The 15,454-nt window shown below is 60.6% G+C and carries 11 protein-coding genes; 9 read left to right on the top strand and 2 right to left on the bottom strand.

What is annotated here, in order from left to right; translation table 11 throughout:
* Positions 1 to 28: 28 nt before the first annotated feature.
* Positions 29 to 1,387 (bottom strand): signal recognition particle protein, encoded by a 1,359-nt coding sequence (gene ffh / locus PSV33_RS19155; protein WP_300564250.1) that lies wholly within the window; start codon positions 1,385 to 1,387, stop codon positions 29 to 31.
* 1,037 nt (positions 1,388 to 2,424) lie between these two features.
* Between ffh and ltrA the strand changes: the two genes are divergently transcribed.
* From ltrA to PSV33_RS19110, 9 genes are all read left to right on the top strand, one after another.
* Positions 2,425 to 4,146: a group II intron reverse transcriptase/maturase gene (gene ltrA / locus PSV33_RS19150; protein ID WP_300564248.1), complete on the top strand. Its 1,722-nt coding sequence runs from the start codon at positions 2,425 to 2,427 to the stop codon at positions 4,144 to 4,146.
* A gap of 105 nt (positions 4,147 to 4,251) precedes the next feature.
* On the top strand, positions 4,252 to 5,067 hold the full coding sequence (gene ccsA / locus PSV33_RS19145) for a cytochrome c biogenesis protein CcsA (RefSeq protein WP_300564246.1): 816 nt from the start codon (positions 4,252 to 4,254) through the stop codon (positions 5,065 to 5,067).
* Positions 5,064 to 5,300 carry a PP0621 family protein gene (locus tag PSV33_RS19140; RefSeq protein ID WP_300564244.1) on the top strand — a complete coding sequence of 79 codons (237 nt, stop codon included), beginning with the start codon at positions 5,064 to 5,066 and terminating at the stop codon, positions 5,298 to 5,300. The genes ccsA and PSV33_RS19140 overlap by 4 nt, the downstream gene beginning before the upstream one ends.
* A complete protein-coding gene (locus PSV33_RS19135; protein WP_300564243.1) occupies positions 5,300 to 7,045 on the top strand; it encodes an ATP-binding protein in 1,746 nt (581 codons plus the stop codon). The genes PSV33_RS19140 and PSV33_RS19135 overlap by 1 nt, the downstream gene beginning before the upstream one ends.
* The gene (locus PSV33_RS19130) at positions 7,042 to 8,463 is read left to right on the top strand and encodes a sigma-54 dependent transcriptional regulator (protein WP_300564241.1); all 1,422 of its coding nucleotides are present in this window, start codon (positions 7,042 to 7,044) and stop codon (positions 8,461 to 8,463) included. The genes PSV33_RS19135 and PSV33_RS19130 overlap by 4 nt, the downstream gene beginning before the upstream one ends.
* Positions 8,450 to 9,037 (top strand): 1,6-anhydro-N-acetylmuramyl-L-alanine amidase AmpD, encoded by a 588-nt coding sequence (ampD, locus tag PSV33_RS19125; RefSeq protein WP_300564239.1) that lies wholly within the window; start codon positions 8,450 to 8,452, stop codon positions 9,035 to 9,037. Before PSV33_RS19130 ends, ampD begins: the two co-directional genes overlap by 14 nt.
* A gap of 408 nt (positions 9,038 to 9,445) precedes the next feature.
* Complete coding sequence (locus PSV33_RS19120; protein WP_300564237.1) at positions 9,446 to 12,352, top strand: ribonucleoside-diphosphate reductase subunit alpha; 2,907 nt, start codon at positions 9,446 to 9,448, stop codon at positions 12,350 to 12,352.
* Between the two features lie 133 nt (positions 12,353 to 12,485).
* A complete protein-coding gene (locus tag PSV33_RS19115; RefSeq protein WP_300564235.1) occupies positions 12,486 to 13,691 on the top strand; it encodes a ribonucleotide-diphosphate reductase subunit beta in 1,206 nt (401 codons plus the stop codon).
* 190 nt (positions 13,692 to 13,881) lie between these two features.
* The gene (locus PSV33_RS19110; protein ID WP_096664495.1) at positions 13,882 to 14,349 is read left to right on the top strand and encodes a histone H1-like DNA-binding protein; all 468 of its coding nucleotides are present in this window, start codon (positions 13,882 to 13,884) and stop codon (positions 14,347 to 14,349) included.
* Between the two features lie 198 nt (positions 14,350 to 14,547).
* Here the strand turns inward: PSV33_RS19110 and PSV33_RS19105 are convergent, their stop codons facing one another.
* Positions 14,548 to 15,450: a carbohydrate kinase family protein gene (locus tag PSV33_RS19105; RefSeq protein ID WP_300564233.1), complete on the bottom strand. Its 903-nt coding sequence runs from the start codon at positions 15,448 to 15,450 to the stop codon at positions 14,548 to 14,550.
* Positions 15,451 to 15,454 lie beyond the last annotated feature (4 nt).

The following is a 15,454-nucleotide window of genomic DNA, read 5'->3' as shown; positions in this document are numbered from 1 at the left end:
CCACTTTTTATGTAAACCGGGGTGCAACTCAGAACTTTGGCATACCTTTCATGCCGCCCATGCGTTTCATCATCTTCATCATGCCGCCGCCCTTCATCTTCTTCATCATGGTTTGCATCTGCTCGAACTCATTGAGCAGGCGGTTGACCTCCTGAACCTGCACGCCTGAGCCCGCGGCAATGCGCCGCTTGCGCGTGGCCTTGATGAGTTCGGGCTTGCGGCGCTCCAGTGGCGTCATGCTCTGGAGGATGCCTTCCTTGCGACGAATGTCTTTTTCGGCCTTGTCCATGTCGACCTGGCCGGCCTTGGCCGCCATCTGCGCCGGCAGCTTGTCGAGCAGGCTGGACAGCCCGCCCATGCTTTTCATCTGTTGCAGCTGGCTCAAAAAGTCGTTGAGGTCAAAACCGCTGCCCGATTTCATCTTGGCGGCAAGTTTTTGCGCCGCCGCCATGTCCACGCCGGCCGTGACCTGCTCGACCAGCGCGACGATGTCGCCCATGCCGAGAATGCGACCGGCATGGCGCTGGGCATCGAAAACTTCCAGCCCGTCTATTTTTTCGCTGGTGCCCGAGAACTTGATCGGCGCGCCGGTGATCTGCCGCACGCTGAGCGCCGCGCCGCCGCGCGAGTCGCCGTCGGTCTTGGTCAGGATGATGCCGGTCAGCGGCAGCGCTTCCTTGAAGGCTTTGGCGGTGTTGATCGCGTCCTGGCCCTGCATGGCATCCACAACAAACAGGGTTTCAACCGGGTTCAACGCCGCATGCAATGCCTTGATCTCGGCCATCAGCGCTTCGTCGATGGCCAGGCGGCCGGCGGTGTCGACCAGCAGCACATCAAAAAAATGTTTGCGCGCGTAGTCCAGTGCGGCCAGCGCGATGTCCACCGGCTTCTGGTCAGCCGTGCTCGGAAACCATTCGGCACCGGCCTGCTTTGTCACGGTCTTGAGCTGCTCGATGGCCGCCGGACGGTACACGTCACCCGACACCGTCAGCACCTTCTTCTTGCGTTTTTCGATCAGGTGCTTGGCCAGCTTGGCGGTGGTGGTGGTCTTGCCCGCGCCCTGCAGACCGGCCATGAGGATCACCGCCGGCGGCTGGGCCGCCAGGTTGATGTCGCTGACGCCCTCGCCCATGGTGGCGGCCAGCTCGCGGTTGACGATGCTGACCAGCACCTGACCCGGCGACAGCGAAGCCATGACTTCCTGGCCCAGCGCCTTTTCCTTGACGCGGGCAATGAAGTCGCGCACCACGGGCAGGGCCACGTCGGCTTCGAGCAGAGCCATGCGCACCTCGCGCAGCATGTCCTGCACATTGGACTCCGTGATGCGGGCCTGGCCTCGCATTTCCTGGACGAGGCGGGAGAGTTTGTCAGTGAGGGCAGAGGCCATGAATAAGCTCCACAACTGGAGCGAAAAGGAAGTGAAAGAGGGACCAGGCGTCTGGCGCAGAAGCTAAACTGTAGCCATGGTGCGACTCGAAGTCGCCTCATTCGGTTCTTGAAACCGACTATATCAGTGAATGGTTTCCCTCTCAGGAGGCTCCATTCCGCCCCCTAAAAAGGGCTAACTTTGTAGCAGCCAAATGGCTCTAATTTGGCTGCTCCAGCCCGCACTCTCAGGGTGCGGTAATGGTGATTTACGTCCTCAAGGGACGTAACTTCGTTGCCAATTAGAGACAAATTTCCGAGAGGAAAGGCCTTGCTACACCTTGTTGCAAACTAGTTTGTACAAGTAAGTGCTGGTGTGAGAGCGCAACCGCTCTCTGTGTCTTGTTTTCCATCAAAACCACGTCTGGAACGGCGTGACCTCAACTGTACGTGCGTCTGGAGCAATCCGGGGGTGCGGAGCTACGGTTAAACAATCCGTGCGAAAGCACATAAGGCTGATGCGAGTCAGTCCCAATCCCACGACTAGGACGCGGGTGGATTGCTGGGGTAAAGGGCATGGGAAATGTAATGTGAACTCTCGTTCGAACCGTCGTTAACAGTAAGCAGCTTACGCCTTAGTTCTCCCGCAAGGGAGGAGCTGCGGCCAAAAGGCACGAAGTCAGGATGCGCAGGTCATGGACTTCGCATCGTTCCCTAAAACGACTTCCGGCGGATAGAGAGTCCCTAACCCCTTCTGTCTGGCAGCCGCCAGACTGGGCACAGAGGGAAACGAGGTAAGCCCCATTCATCGCCAGTCCGCAAGGAACTGGCAAACCCGCGAGCAATCAAGGGCAATGGTGGAGGGGGTAGAGGATTGAGCAAAAAGCGAATGGCCGTCTGTAATGGGCGGTATAGGGGTTCTACCTCGCAGCGAAAGCTGGCTGACTTGCTCAGGGTGCGACAGCGTAAAGCCGTTGCGACTTTATCAACGACCCAGAGGGTATCTGACCCTCTGGGTCAGTGCCGTCTTCAACGGGTCAAACCAAACTGGAGAATGGTATGGAACACATCGGAAACGATGCTGCGTCTCTGGACGAATCAGGTGGTTGGCATTCCATTGATTGGAAGGCGGTCATGCTGGTCGTAGGGAAGGCGCAGATGCGCATAGCGCAGGCGGAAACGAAGAAGGACTTTCGAAGAGTCGCAAGACTCACAAGGAGCCTGATTCGATCCTGGCAAGCCAAGGCATTGGCGGTCAGGAAAGTAACTGAGAACAAAGGGAAGCGAACGAGTGGCGTCGATTGCGAACTTTGGGACACGCCAACAAAGAAATGGAATGCGATTAGTTGTCTGACCCCCAAAGGGTACCGGGCTCGCCCCCTCAGGCGGGTCTATATCCCGAAGGCCAATGGAAAGGAACGCCCGCTGGGTATACCGACCATGAAGGACAGAGCCATGCAAGCACTTTACTTGCTTGCGCTGGAACCCGCTGTGGAATGTGCGTCTGATCCGAACTCGTATGGGTTCCGGAAAGGACGATCAACACACGACGCGCGCAGCCAGTTGTTTGTATCCCTATCCCAGAAGGCCTCGGCTCAATGGGTGCTGGATGCGGATATCTCTGGGTTCTTTGACAACATCAACCACGAGTGGCTGCTGAACCGGGTTCACATGAACAAGGGGATGCTCGCCAAATGGTTGAAATCAGGAGTAGTGGACAAAGGTCAGCTCCTGCGCACGGATGATGGCACGCCTCAGGGCGGCATCATTTCGCCGACATTAGCGAACATCACCCTCAATGGGCTGGAAACGGGGCTTGCGCAATTCCTTCGGGAAGAGCTGGGCACGGGCAATGCACAGAAGGGGAAGGTGCACTTGGTGCGATATGCAGACGATTTTGTAGTGACAGGTAGCTCGAAAGAGCTGCTTCAAACTGTGATCCAACCGTGGATAGTGAAGTTCCTGCGCGAGCGGGGACTGACGCTGTCCGAGGAAAAGACACGCATTGTGCATATTGACCAAGGTTTTGATTTTCTGGGGTGGAACTTCCGAAAATACGGAGGCAAGCTACTCATCAAACCGAGCCAGAAGAACGTGAAAACGTTTTATGGCAAGGTAAAGGAGATCATCGCCACGTCGCTATCGGTTCCAACGGAAACGCTCATACAGCGCTTGAATCCAGTCCTGAAAGGCTGGGCTCAGTATCACAAAGGGACGGTCGCAAAGCAGACCTTCAACGACGTTGACCACCTGATTTACTGGAGGTTAACGCGCTGGGGTTTGCGCAGACATCCCCGCAAATCCGGGAGTTGGGTGTATGCCCATTACTGGAAGCAGTGCGGCTCACGCCGTCGGTTCGCGGGGTTGCAAGATGACTTGGCCGGGAATAACGAACGAATACCGCTCCCGCTGTATTCCTTGGCGGACATGAAAATTGTTCGTCACGTCAAAGTGAAGGGGGATTACAACCCTTTCCACCCGGATTGGGTTGCCTATGGGGAGAAGCTACGGGTGCAAAGGATGGGTGACGCCATCTGGAGCATTCAACGGGCCTCCCTGTGGTTCGACCAAGGTGGTATTTGCGCTCTCTGTGGGCAGGAAATAGACATGGCTGATGAAAACATGCACGACCACCATATCGTGTATCGGCAGCTAGGAGGAAGTGATGCTCTCTCCAATCGGATGCTGTTACATCCGATCTGTCACAGGCGTGTCCACGCCCTAGGTTTGAAGGTTATCAAGCCGGTCTCCAGCACGGGAGACTTTAATCTGGCGAAGTAGTCGAAGGTTATGCAACCTGATGACGCTGTGTAGCCAGTGGTCGTGCGTGAGCCGTGTGCGGTGAAAGTCGCAAGCACGGTTCTTTGGGGGGGATATCATCGCAAGATGGTATCCCTACCCTCCATTTTAACTTTGAGTGCCGGGTGGGGTCTGGCCGCGGCCATAGGCGCAGCGCTGGCCTATGCCATCCTGGCGCTGGCCAGCGCGCGTTTGAGCGAAACCACCACGCGTGGCGTGCTGCTGCTGGCGTGGCTGCTGCACGCGCTCGCCCTGGCCGAGGGACTGCTTGGCGAACCGCCACGTTTCGGGTTTGCGCCCGCCCTGTCCATGACCGTCTGGCTGGTCCTGAGCGTGTACGCAGTGGAAAGCCGGCTGTTTCCGCAGCTCAAGGCACGCTGGACGCTGGCTGGCCTGGGCAGCGCCGCTGTCCTGCTGGCGCTGGTGTTTCCCGGCACCAGCTACCACGTGATTGCATCGCCCTGGCTGCCCTTGCACTGGGCACTGGGCATTGCCTCCTACGGCCTGTTTGCCGCCGCTGTGATCCATGGCTGGCTGATGAACCGCTCCGAACGCTCGATCCGCTCTGCCACCCAACCCGACACCGGCGTGCCCCTGCTGACGCTGGAAAGGCTGACCTTTCGTTTTGTGCAGGCCGGTTTTGTGCTGTTGACGGCCACGCTGCTGGTCGGCTGGCTGTTTGCCGAAACCCTGTACGGCCCGGGCCTGGCCGGACAATGGAACCACAAGACCATTTTTTCGGTGCTGGCCTGGATCACTTTTGCCGGTCTGCTGGTCGGCCGGGCACGCCTGGGCTGGCGCGGGCGGCAGGCGGTGCGGGTGCTGTATCTGGGCTCAGGCCTGCTGCTGCTCGGATATGTGGGCTCGCGTTTTGTCCTTGAAGTCATTTTGAAGCGCGTATGAAATACCTGTTGGTGATCGTCCTGGTGCTGGTGGTCCTCTGGCTCTGGCGCAGCAACCGGCGCGCCGAACGGCAGGACAAGCCACCCGCGCAGCCAGCCGGCCGGACCGGCCAGCCGCCTACGGAAGTGGTTGCCTGCGCCGTCTGCGCCGTGCATCTGCCCCGTTCCGACGCCCTGCCCGGTGGAAACGGGTTTTACTGCAGCGACGCGCATCGTCGCCAAGCCGAGGGCTGATGGCCAGGGCGGCTCCGGACTCCGGGAATTCCTGGTTTGGCCCGGTAGAGAAATCCGGCGCCTGGGAATCGGACGCCGGCAGCGAGTCCTTCGGCCGGCTGTGGCGGGCATTCATGGCGGCCCGCGTGACGCTGGCCACCGTGCTGCTTGCCCTGCAGGCCTCTATTTATGCCCTGGGCCAGCCCGTCGGCAAGGCCATGATCGCGCTGTGTGTGGCCTACTTTATTGCGGCGCTCGCCATCCGTGTCTGGGCCCATCCGAAACCACCAGGCAGCACCTTCGATGCCCAGTGGCTTTCGACGGTTGGTCTGGACGTGCTGGCGTTTTCGGCCCTCAATTTCCTGCAGTCAGGGGCGATCAACTACACCGCGCTGTTCGCGTTACCTGTGCTGCTGGCTTCCGTGCTGGGCCCCATCCTGCTGGCCCTGGGGACCGCCGCCAGCGTGGCGTTGCTGCTGCTGGCCGATGCCTGGTGGGCTTCCCTGCAATTGCCGGGCGATGCTGCAGCGCGCTTTCTGCAGGCGGGTCTGAGCGGGTCCGGTTTTTTCATCATTGCCCTGCTCGCCAACCAGCTGGCCCTGCGCCTGTCGAGGGAACAACAGCGCGCCGAACGCAGCCAGTCAGCCGCACGCATGCAGACCCAGGTCAATGAACTGGTGATCGACACGCTGGTCGACGGCGTGCTGGTGATCGACACCCACGGCGTCGCGCGGGCGGCCAACCCGGCCTCATTGCGTTTGCTGGCCACCCAGGACGCGGCCCGCGCGGCCCCCTTTGTGCTGGCTGCCGAGACGGCCTGGCAACCACTGGCGGCGCTGGCGCAACTGACGTTTGAGCAGCGCAGGCCGCAGCAGGCCGACGTGAGCCTGGAACATGCCTCACGCCATGCCCGTCGGCTGCAGGTGCGCACCCGGCTGGCCGCCTCGCGCGACGGCTCGCACGAGAGCCTGTGCGTGATGTTCCTGGAAGACCTGCGGGAAATGGAAGCCCGGGTGCGCACCGAAAAAATGGCCGCCATGGGACGCATGTCAGCCGCAGTTGCCCACGAAATCAGGAACCCGCTGGCAGCCATCACGCAGGCCAATGCCCTGCTGGAAGAAGACCTGCAGGATCCCGGGCAGCGACAGCTCACAGGCATGGTCCGGCAAAACGCTCAGCGGCTTGCCAGGATCGTCGAGGAAATTCTCAACATCTCCCGCGTTCAGGAGCAGGGTCCCCAAGTGCAGACCAGCGCCCTGCCGCTCGATGACATGCTGCAGCACATCTGCTCGGACTGGACACAGCAAACGGCCTCGGGCCAGCGCTTGCGCCTGCGTGCAGGTGCCGACCGGACTGCCGTGCTGTTCGAGGGCGAGCACCTGCGGCGCCTGATGGTCAACCTGCTGGACAACGCCCTGCGTTATGCCAGCACAGGCGGCGATGCGATACAGGTCACCACTGGAATCACCCCCACCGGGCAGCCCCGGCTGTCGGTCTGGAGCGACGGGAAACCGCTGGAAAAAACGGTGCAGTCGCATCTGTTTGAGCCGTTTTTTTCCTCGGAGAGCCGCTCCAGCGGGCTGGGGCTGTATATATGCAGGGAGCTCTGCGAACGTCATGGTGCACTCATAGGCTACCAGCGGAACGTCCGCAACACCGTGGAAGGTAACGAGTTTTTTGTCCTCTTCCGGCCCGTCGGGGCCGAGCAAGCTTTGTCCAGGGCGGGTTTTGACACAATGTGGTCTGACATCCAGGGAACACCATGACTCTCCCGACGCAAGCGCACATACTGGTGATTGACGATGAGCCCGACCTGCGCACCCTCTACGAGCTGACCCTGCTGCGCGAAGGCTACCGGGTCGAGGCGGCCGCCGACCTGGCGCAGGCGCGTGCCCAGCTGCAGCAAAGACGCTTTGATGCCGTGATCACCGACATGCGCCTGCCCGACGGGCTGGGCCTGGAACTGCTGCGGGAGATGGTCGCCCAGCAGCGCCCCGAACGCTGCGTGGTCATCACTGCCCACGGTTCCGCCGAAAATGCCGTGGAAGCGCTGAAGGCCGGCGCATTTGACTACCTGACCAAGCCGGTGGACCTCAAGCAGTTTCGCGGCGTGGTGGCGTCGGCCATCCAGGGTCCGCCAAGCACCACGGCCGTCCAGGAGCGCAGCAGGTCCGGCAGCGAGGACGGACCAGCGGCATCCAGAGCCGCACCACGGCCCGCGGATGCATCACTGACACTGCAGCGCCTGGTCGGCGAATCGGCCGTGATGCAGGCGGTCAAGGCCCGCATCGTCAAGGTCGCCAGCAGCATGGCACCGGTGCTGATTCAGGGTGAGTCCGGCACCGGCAAGGAACTGGTGGCGCGGGCCGTGCATGACTGCAGCCATCGCGCGGCAGGCCCCTTTGTCGCCGTCAACTGCGGCGCCATCCCGGAAAACCTGCTGGAAGCCGAATTTTTCGGGGCCCGCAAAGGCGCCTACACCGGCTCGGCTCAGGACCGGCTCGGTTATTTCCAGTCGGCCAAAGGGGGCACACTTTTTCTCGACGAGATTGGCGACCTGCCGCTGGCCATGCAGTCCAAGCTGCTGCGAGCCATCCAGGAGCGGGTCGTCCGCCCGCTGGGCTCCACCCAGGAGGACACGGTGGATGTGCGTGTCGTGAGCGCCACCCACAAGGATCTGGCCGCTGCAGTGGCGGCCGGCACGTTCCGCCAGGATTTGTACTACCGCCTCAACGTCATTGAAATCAGCGTTCCGCCGCTGCGTGAACGCCGCGAGGACCTGCCCGCCCTGTGTCGGGACCTGCTCGGAAGGATTTGCCGGGAGTCGGGTTTTCACATGCCGGACCTCTCGGGTCAGGTCCTGGCCACCTTGCAGCAGCACCCCTTCCACGGCAACGTCAGGGAACTCGAAAATATATTGCACCGGGCCATGGCTCTCGGCGAAGGCGGTGACCTGCATCTCGAGTCGCCACCGGCCGAATATGTCGCCGTTCCGGAAAACCTGCAGGATTTTCTTGACGCACAGGAGCGCAACATCCTGTGCAAGGTCCTGCATGAAACAGGTTTCAACCGCACGGCGGCGGCCGCCAAACTGGGCATCAGCCTGCGCCAGATCCGCTACCGGATCACCCGCCTGAACATCGTGACGCCTCAGGGCGATGAAGCAGCTGATGAGCCCTCCTGAGGCGGTGTCCGCGCTGTGGCAGGAAGGCTGGTACCGCTATGCCCGGGCGCAGGCCTCGCCGAACTTCGGTCAGCGCCCTGCGTCGGCCTGCATTGACCTGATCGTCATCCACTCCATCAGTCTGCCCCCGGGCGAATTTGGCAATGGCCAGGTGCAACGCCTGTTCACCAACCAGCTGGACTGGGACGCCCATCCCTATTTTCAGTCGATACGCGGCTTGCAGGTGTCTTCCCATTTTTTCATCAACCGGTCCGGGCAACTCTGGCAATTTGTCAGCTGCGATGCGCGCGCCTGGCATGCAGGCGAATCTGGCTACCGCGGCAAAAGCAACTGCAATGACGACTCGGTGGGCATCGAACTCGAAGGCGTGGAAGGCGGACTGTTCGAATCCGCCCAGTACGAAACCCTGGCCAGCGTCTGCGCGGCGCTGATGCGCCATTACCCGATCACGCACCTGGCCGGCCACGAACACATTGCACCCGGCCGCAAGCAGGACCCGGGGCCCGGCTTCGACTGGCCCCGATTGCAGGATTCCCTGGGCTTGCCGTCTAAGTGTTTTCCCGCAAGCGCCTGATGAGGCTGGCGCGGGCCTTGCGCGCCGCCCGCGAACATCCTGCCCATCGGAACACTGATCGCCTCGCAAGGCGCATGAACACCTGATCGGCGCGGATTCGGCCAGCGGATGCCCAGCTTCGGGGCACCCATGAGGACCCAGGCTTGTGCATTTTTTCCTGCAAAAAAAAGCCACAAAAAGTAAGCGGGACGTGACGCAGCGATTCAAGGCCGATACACTACCTGTAGTGCTTGAAATCACTCCAGACCCTAGGTATAGTGTCTTAGCCCTCTATCCGACGGATGAATTCAGGTACCCGACAGCCCCGAGGAACGCCCGCCACCCAGCCAGCCCACGGGCAACCGTCAGCCCTTCTTCCTGTCCTGAATCACATCGAACTCACCAACAACAACACACAACGAGGAAAACATGCAAACAGCCCAACACGCAGCCCCCAGCCCCGCCGGCATGCCTGCCGCACACCAGCCTGCAGCCAGCAGCGCCCACGCCAGTTCCCTGGCCCACTACCAGATCATCCGCCGCAACGGCGGAGTCGTTCCTTTCGAGCCGAACAAGATCGCCGTGGCGATGATGAAGGCATTCCTTGCGGTGCACGGCACCCAGGGCGCGGCTTCGGCCAGCGTGCGTGAAACCGTGGATGGCCTGACCCAGGCCGTGATGCGTGCCCTGATGCGTTCACGCCCGGGCGGCGGCACCTTCCATATAGAAGACGTGCAGGACCAGGTTGAGCTCGGCCTGATGCGCGGCGGCCACCATGAGATCGCCCGTGCCTATGTGCTGTACCGCGAAAAGCGCACCCAGGAACGCGCGCGCCAGCCGCAGGCGCCGGTGTCCCAGGCACCGCAGCTGCACGTACTCGACGGCGGAAAGAAAGTCACGCTGGACATCGCCAAGCTGCAAGCCCTGATTGAAGCGTCCTGCGCCGGTCTGGGCGCCGAGATCAAGCCCGACCCCATCGTTCTTGAGACCATGCGCAACCTCTACGACGGCGTGCCCATCGACGAGGTCTACAAGGCGTCCATCCTGGCGGCCCGCACCCTGATCGAAAAAGACCCTGATTACACCTACGCCACCGCCCGGTTGCTGCTGCATACCATCCGCCGCGAAGTGCTGGGCGAGGAAGTCACCCAGGAAGACATGGGCACCCGGTACGCCGAGTACTTTCCGCAGTTCATCGCCAAGGGTGTGCAAAACGAACTGCTCGACGAAAGACTTCAGCAGTTTGATCTGGAGCGCCTGGGCGCTGCACTCAAGCCCGAGCGCGACCTGAAATTCGACTATCTCGGCCTGCAGACCCTGTTTGACCGCTACTTTCTGCACGTGCGCAAGCAGCGCATCGAGCTGCCACAGGCATTCTTCATGCGTGTGGCCATGGGACTGTCGCTCGACGAGATCGACCGCGAAGCCCGCGCCATCGAGTTCTACGAAATCATGTCCTCCTTCGACTTCATGTCGAGCACACCCACGCTGTTCAATGCTGGCACGCTGCGCTCGCAGCTGTCGTCGTGCTACCTGACCACGGTGGCCGACGACCTCGGCGGCATTTACGATGCCATCAAGGAAAACGCGCTGCTGTCGAAGTTCGCCGGCGGCCTGGGCAACGACTGGACGCCGGTGCGCGCACTCGGCGCCCACATCAAGGGCACCAACGGCGAGTCGCAAGGCGTCGTGCCTTTCCTGAAGGTGGTCAATGACACCGCTGTGGCTGTCAACCAGGGCGGCAAGCGCAAGGGCGCGGTCTGCGCGTACCTGGAAACCTGGCACCTGGACATCGAGGAGTTCCTGGAGCTGCGCAAGAACACCGGCGACGACCGCCGCCGCACGCATGACATGAACACCGCCAACTGGATTCCCGACCTGTTCATGCGCCGCGTGATGGAAAAAGGCAGCTGGACGCTGTTCTCGCCCTCAGACACGCCGGACCTGCACGACAAGTTCGGCATCGAGTTCGAAAAAGCCTACACCGCTTACGAAGCCAAGGCGGAACGCGGCGAGATCAAACCGGCCCGCAAGCTGCAGGCCATCGACATGTGGCGCAAGATGCTGTCGATGCTGTTCGAGACCGGCCATCCCTGGATCACCTTCAAGGATGCCTGCAATGTGCGTTCGCCCCAGCAGCACGCTGGTGTCGTCCATTCGTCCAACCTGTGCACCGAAATCACGCTCAACACCAGCGACACCGAAACTGCGGTCTGCAACCTGGGCTCGGTCAACTTGGTCCAGCACCTGAAAGACGGCGCGGTTGACCATGAGAAGCTCAAGAAGACCATCACCACGGCCATGCGCATGCTGGACAACGTGATCGACATCAATTACTACGCCGTCAAGAAAGCCCGCGACTCCAACATGCGCCACCGCCCTGTCGGCCTGGGCATCATGGGTTTCCAGGACTGCCTGTACGAACTGCGCATTCCCTATGCTTCGGACGCCGCTGTCGAGTTTGCTGACAAGTCCATGGAAGCGGTCTGCTACCACGCCTACTGGGCTTCCACCGAACTGGCCAAAGAGCGCGGCAAATACACCAGCTACAAGGGCTCGCTCTGGGATCAGGGCATCCTGCCGCTGGACACGCTGGACCTGCTGGCCAAGCAGCGCGGCGGTTATCTGGAAGTCGACCGTTCGGCCACGCTGGACTGGGATGCGCTGCGCGAGAAAATCGCAACCGACGGCATGCGCAACTCCAACTGCGTGGCCATCGCACCGACCGCCACCATTTCCAACATCATCGGCGTGGATGCCTGCATCGAGCCCTGCTTCGGCAACCTCTCGGTCAAGTCCAACCTGTCGGGCGAGTTCACGGTCATCAACCACTACCTGGTGCGCGACCTCAAGCGCCTGGGGTTGTGGGACGACGTGATGGTGGTGGACCTCAAACACTTTGACGGCTCGTTGCGCCCCATCGACCGCGTGCCGCAGGACATCAAGGCCCTGTACGCCACGGCGTTCGAGGTCGATGCGACCTGGCTGGTCGAAGCCGCGTCACGCCGCCAGAAATGGATTGACCAGGCGCAGTCGCTCAACATCTACATGGCCGGCGCCTCGGGCAAGAAGCTTGACGACACCTATAAGCTTGCATGGCTGCGCGGCCTGAAGACCACCTACTACCTGCGCACCATGAGCGCGACCCATGCAGAAAAGTCCACGGTGAAAGCCGGCAAGATGAATGCCGTGGCTTCGGGCAACACCGATGACACTGGCAGCATGAACGCACTCGATGCGGCAGCGGCCACAGCGCAGGCGCAGATGAGCGCATCCCCTGCGACGGACATCAAGTTTTGCGCGATCGATGATCCAGGATGTGAGGCCTGCCAATAAAAAACGGAACACGGCGCCGGGAAAATCCGGCGCCTGATTCGATGTAATTGAGCAACACTAATTCAGAGCGATGTGAATGAACACTTTTCATTTTGTATCGCTGCTTTCATAATCCAACTTATTGGAAACATCTATGTTGACCTGGGACGAAGAAGCTAAACCATCGTTGCAAAAACCTCTTGTCAGCGCCCTTCCCGAAGGCCGCTCGATGGAACTTCCGCCTCTTTCTTTGCAGCCCCACGCTGCAGCCCGCATGCTCGACGACAGCGCCCTGACTTCTTCAGGCGTGCGCGCAGCACCGGCCACCGTCGCACCCACGGCCCATCGCGTCAAGGCCGCTGACAAACGCATCATCAACGGCCAGACCGATGTCAACCAGCTGGTCCCGTTCAAGTACAAATGGGCTTGGGAAAAATACCTGGCCAGCTGCGCCAATCACTGGATGCCGCAGGAAGTGAACATGACGCGCGACATCGCGCTCTGGAAAGATCCGAACGGCCTGACCGAAGACGAACGCCGTCTGGTCAAACGCAACCTCGGTTTTTTTGTGACAGCCGATTCGCTGGCCGCCAACAACATCGTGCTGGGTACCTACCGCCACATCACGGCACCCGAGTGCCGCCAGTTTTTGTTGCGCCAGGCCTTTGAAGAAGCCATTCACACCCACGCCTACCAGTACATCACCGAGTCGCTGGGTCTGGACGAAAGCGAGATCTTCAACGCCTACAACGAAGTGCAATCGATCCGGGACAAGGACCAGTTCCTGATCCCCTTCATCGACGCGATCTCGGACCCCAACTTCAAAACCGGCACCCAGGAAGCGGACCAGACCCTGTTGAAATCCCTGATCGTGTTTGCCTGCCTGATGGAAGGCCTGTTCTTCTACGTCGGCTTCACGCAAATCCTGGCGTTGGGCCGCCAGAACAAGATGACCGGTGCCGCCGAGCAATACCAGTACATCCTGCGCGACGAGTCCATGCACTGCAATTTCGGCATCGACCTGATCAACCAGCTCAAGCTCGAGAACCCGCTGCTGTGGACCGCCGAGTTCAAGGCCGAGATCAAGGCGTTGTTCATGAAGGCGGTCGAGCTCGAATACCGCTATGCCGAGGACACCATGCCGCGTGGCGTGCTGGGCCTGAATGCCTCCATGTTCAAGGGCTACCTGCGTTACATCGCCAACCGCCGCGCCACGCAGATCGGCCTGGAGACGCTGTTCCCGAACGAGGAAAACCCGTTCCCCTGGATGAGCGAGATGATTGACCTGAAAAAGGAACGCAACTTTTTCGAAACCCGTGTGATCGAGTACCAGTCCGGTGGCGCTCTCTCCTGGGACTGACAGACAAGCCGACACAACAATGATTTCCAGACTTGCATTGACCACTGACCGCACCCCAGAAGTGCGCGAGTTGGGCTTTGCTCCCGTGTTCGCGGCGCTGGGCCCGGTTCGCCGACAGCCCAACGCCGTGAATCGCTTCGCGTACTCCTAGACGTGAAGTGATCTTTGCAATGTGATCAAGGAGAAAACTATGGCAACTGCGAAAAAAACTGCGGCTAAAAAAGCTGCTCCAAAGAAAGCCCCTGCGAAAAAAGTAGCGGCTAAAAAAGCGCCCGCTAAAAAAGTAGCAGCGAAAAAAGCCCCGGCCAAAAAAGCGCCTGCGAAAAAAGTAGCAGCTAAAAAAGCTCCTGCGAAAAAAGCGCCAGCGAAAAAAGCCCCGGCCAAGAAAGTAGCGGCCAAAAAGCCAGCTGCAAAAAAAGCAGCAGCTAAAAAGCCTGCGGCGAAAAAAGTAGCGAAAAAAGCGCCAGCGAAGAAAGCTGCTGCGAAGAAACCCGCTGCCAAAAAGCCAGCAGCCAAGAAAGCAGCGAAAAAACCCGCTGCGAAGAAAGCCGCGAAAAAACCCGCTGCCAAAGCTCCTGCTGCTCCGGCTGCCCCTGCGGCTCAGACAACTCTGAACCCGCAAGCTGCCTGGCCGTTTCCTACAGCCAGCAAGCCGTAAGCAGTAAGGCACTTGGCCTGAAGCCCGACATCGCAAGATGCCGGGCTTTTTTACTTTCAGGGTGGTCGTGCAGCGCATCTGCCGCGCCTTTTCAGGGCAGCGGGTCACGCGAGAGCAATCTGTCTGCTACAAATTCAGTAGCTGATTGCGCACGCGTAGAAAGGGCTGGAAGCCTTTTTTTGCTTCCAACACCTGCGTTTAGAGGCCGGTCTGGGCGGTGGTGAGGGTGTAGTTCTGGCCGCCGCGGAAAGCAATCTTGTGGGCACCGACGCGGTTGCCCAGTTCGGCGCAGCGCAACAGCGACCAGCCCTTTTCAAGCCCGAACAGCAAGGCCCCACGAAAAGCGTCGCCGCAACCGGTGGGGTCCACCACTTCCCTGGCCGCCACCGGCGCGACGAGTGTCTTGTCGCCGTCCACCCAGACCTCGCAACCCTGCGCACCCAGCGTGACCACCAGGCCCTGCACCCGCTTCGAGATCTCGGCGCAGGACAGGCCGGTCCGGTCACACAGCAGTTTGGCTTCGTAGTCATTGACCGTGACCCAGCTCGCCAGCTCGACAAAATGCGCCAGGTCCTTGCCGTCAAACATGGGCAGACCCTGGCCGGGATCAAACACAAAAGGAATGCCGGCGGCCTGAAACTGCTCGGCATGCTGCAGCATGGCGTCGCGTCCGTCCGGCGAGATGATGCCGATGTTGATATCGGCGCGCGGTGCAATTTTTGTCGTGTGTGCCTGGCCCATCGCCCCTGGATGGAAAGCTGTGATCTGGTTGTTGTCGCGATCCGTCATGATCATGGCCTGGGCGGTGTAGGTGTCACCCACCTCCCTGACAAACTCGGTGCTGATACCCAGCGTGTTCAGACGCGCCACATATTCGGCGCCGTCGGTACCCACGGTGGCCATGGGCAATGGCGTTCCACCCAGCTGCTGCAGGCTGTAGGCGATGTTGCCGGCGCAGCCGCCAAACTCCCGGCGCAGGGCGGGCACCAGAAAGGACACATTGAGGATATGCAGCTGGTCGGGCAGGATCTGCTCGGCAAAGCGGCCCTCAAACGTCATGATGGTGTCAAAGGCCAGGGAACCACAAATTACAGCAGGCATGGAG

Origin of the sequence: Polaromonas sp., assembly GCF_029945895.1 — a bacterium.
In the GTDB taxonomy this organism is placed as follows: Bacteria; Pseudomonadota; Gammaproteobacteria; order Burkholderiales; family Burkholderiaceae_C; genus Polaromonas.
Note: the sequence above shows the minus strand (reverse complement) of the source record. Positions and strands in the feature narration are given on the sequence as shown.